This window comes from Aquiflexum sp., assembly GCF_041751335.1.
Lineage (GTDB): Bacteria > Bacteroidota > Bacteroidia > Cytophagales > Cyclobacteriaceae > Aquiflexum.
On record NZ_JBGSXS010000130.1, the window covers coordinates 1 to 2,586 of the forward strand.

Annotated in this window: 2 protein-coding genes; one reads left to right on the top strand and one right to left on the bottom strand. The window is 38.9% G+C overall.

The features are described from left to right. The coding region (locus ACEW8U_RS07070; protein WP_373521336.1) for an AraC family transcriptional regulator at positions 1-735 on the top strand (735 nt) is incomplete at its 5' end. A 163-nt stretch (positions 736-898) separates the two neighbouring features. On the opposite strand, the gene ACEW8U_RS07075 is transcribed toward ACEW8U_RS07070, so the two are convergent. Then, positions 899-2,569 carry a RagB/SusD family nutrient uptake outer membrane protein gene (locus tag ACEW8U_RS07075; RefSeq protein WP_373521337.1) on the bottom strand — a complete coding sequence of 557 codons (1,671 nt, stop codon included), beginning with the start codon at positions 2,567-2,569 and terminating at the stop codon, positions 899-901. Positions 2,570-2,586: the final 17 nt, after the last annotated feature.

The following is a 2,586-nucleotide window of genomic DNA, read 5'->3' on the forward strand; positions in this document are numbered from 1 at the left end:
AGCGGGACAAGATTTATTGGGGATAGTATCGAGGCTTTTGAAGACGGAGACCTTGTTTTGGTAGGTCCAAACCTGCCACATGTATGGCGATCTGATAAGAAATATTATGAAAACAATCCGGAGAGAAAGGTGGAGTTGATCCTCACTCAATTCTTGAAGGATTTTGCCGGAAAAGACTTTTTTAATTTACCTGAGATGACCAGTTTGAGGGAATTTTTAGATGATGCCAACCAAGGGGTCCAGATTTTGGGGAAAACTAGGGAGGCGGTTTCAAAAAAACTCATTGACCTTACCAATTTCACAGGTGGGGAGAAACTTTTGGAATTTATTTCCATTTTGAATTTTATTGCCAAGACAAAAGAATACAAAGTACTTTCAAGTTTGGGTTTTATAGATTCCTACCAATCCAAAGGTGCAGAGCGAATAAATAAAATCCATGATTACATCATGAATAATTTTATGGAGGACATTTCCCTAGAGCAAGCTGCAGACATTGCAAATATGAATGAAACTGCTTTTTGTAGGTATTTCAAATCCACAACCTTGAAAACCTTTACCCAATTTCTGAATGAGGTACGAATCGGATACGCATGCAAACTTTTGTTGCACCAAAACCTCAATATCGCAAGTGTCGGATATGAAAGTGGCTTTAAGAATATTTCTTACTTTCATCGGGTCTTTAAAAATTCACTTGGGGTCACTCCACAACAATACCAGAAGATACATCATCCATAATGTTCTGAAAAAAATAGGTAATTCTCAATTTGTAGGTATTTGTTTGAATTTAAGGTCTTTTCATTAGAGGGATAAAAAAGATATAACCATTGCACTAGAAGCGCAATGGTTAAAAGTTAAATACCCAATTAAAATAATGAAATTGTAATTCAATTTTTACCTGTCAATAGCCAGGATTTTGAGTCAAGTTCCCATTGATATTCGCCTCAATCTCCCGGATTGGAATAGGCCATAAATTATGGTGGTCAAGTATATTGCTGTTGTTCAGATCATTGTGAACCCTGACCCTTTCCACCAATTTCCCTACTCTGGTTAATGTCAGCCTCCTAGTTTCCTCAAAACATAATTCCCTAGCTCTTTCATCTAGGATATAATCAATCGTCACATCTCCTGCACTGATCGGTGTTGCATTTGCCCGGTTCCTTACCTGATTGATATCCGCAGCAGCATTAGCCAAATCTCCCCTTCCCAAATATGCTTCTGCTCTCAACAAATATGTTTCAGAAAGCCTCATGTAGTAATGGTCTGTGTATGTTGATCCTGCACCGTTGGTCAGTAAAAGCGTTTCTGCATTTGCGATAAGATTGGCGGGGTGCTGGCCTGGGGTGGTTACTTTGGTGATATAGGGATACCATCTCCATTTTTCCGCCAGGTAATTTCGACTTGGATATTTGACCAAACTCGAATCATACCAAACAGAATTCGGATTGTCATAGATAAAATCCCTTACATAATTGAATCGGGAATTTCTGATATCATTGTCAAAATCTGATTCCCAAATTGTCTGCTCCATGTAAGCAGTTGGTCTCATAAATGAAACACCTCTTCCCCCTGCATTCAAGGTAGATCTAGAACCTAACGATCCTAATCGTCCGTCGGGATCAGTCAATGTAAATACAGCAGGCGCATGATTTCTTTCAAAAATCCTTCCACTGATTCCTGTGGAACTTAATCCTCCACCCAGTATGTCAAGTTCATATTGTCCTACCCAAATTGCTTCCCTGTTTCCACTTGACCTATTTTGGTTTCCAACCCTAAAGAGGTCATAGAATACATCTCCGGGTTGATTGGCCATTGAACCAAATCGATTGGTCATCAATGCTGTGTTTGGATCATCAATTACTTGCGAAGCTGCTCCAATTGCCAAGTCCCACTTTTGTTGTGCTATATATATTTCAGTCAATAGGTGAAAAGCGGCAAGGTTTGACAACCTCCCGTCAGCGACAGCACCGATCGATGGAAGGTTTTGCGATGCAATCAACAAATCGGCCTCAATCTGGGCAATTACTTCTTCCCTTGCAGCCCTTTCAAAATCAGTTCTTGGAGAGGTAACTTCATTCAATAGCAAAGGAACTCCACCAAAAATATATACCAGGTTTCTATAGCCTAATGCCCGGAAAAATCTTGCCTCTGCATCGATTGATTGTTTTTCATTTGCAGTCAATACAGTATTGTCCTGCAACCTATCAATAATGCTATTGGCACTGGTGATCAACTTATACATACTATTCCAGTGAAACAAAGGTAAACCACTTGTAGGATTCAATGATACACTGTAATTACCCCATCTCAGGCCATCTGCAATTCTTCTGGCATTGATCATGATATCGGTGCCATACATGTGGGCAGAAAATCCGTTTTCATCAGCTGTAAAGGTCCTTACTTGGGCATACATATCTATCAATGCCCCTTGGTAGTTTTCAAATGTGACAAATGAATTCCCTGTACTGAAAAAATCAAGTGGGTTTTCATTTAGAAAATCCTCTTCTACACAAGCCAATTGTGTCGATAAAACAAACACCAAAAGAAGAATTTTATTTATATATGATTTCATATTTTTATGATTTTAAA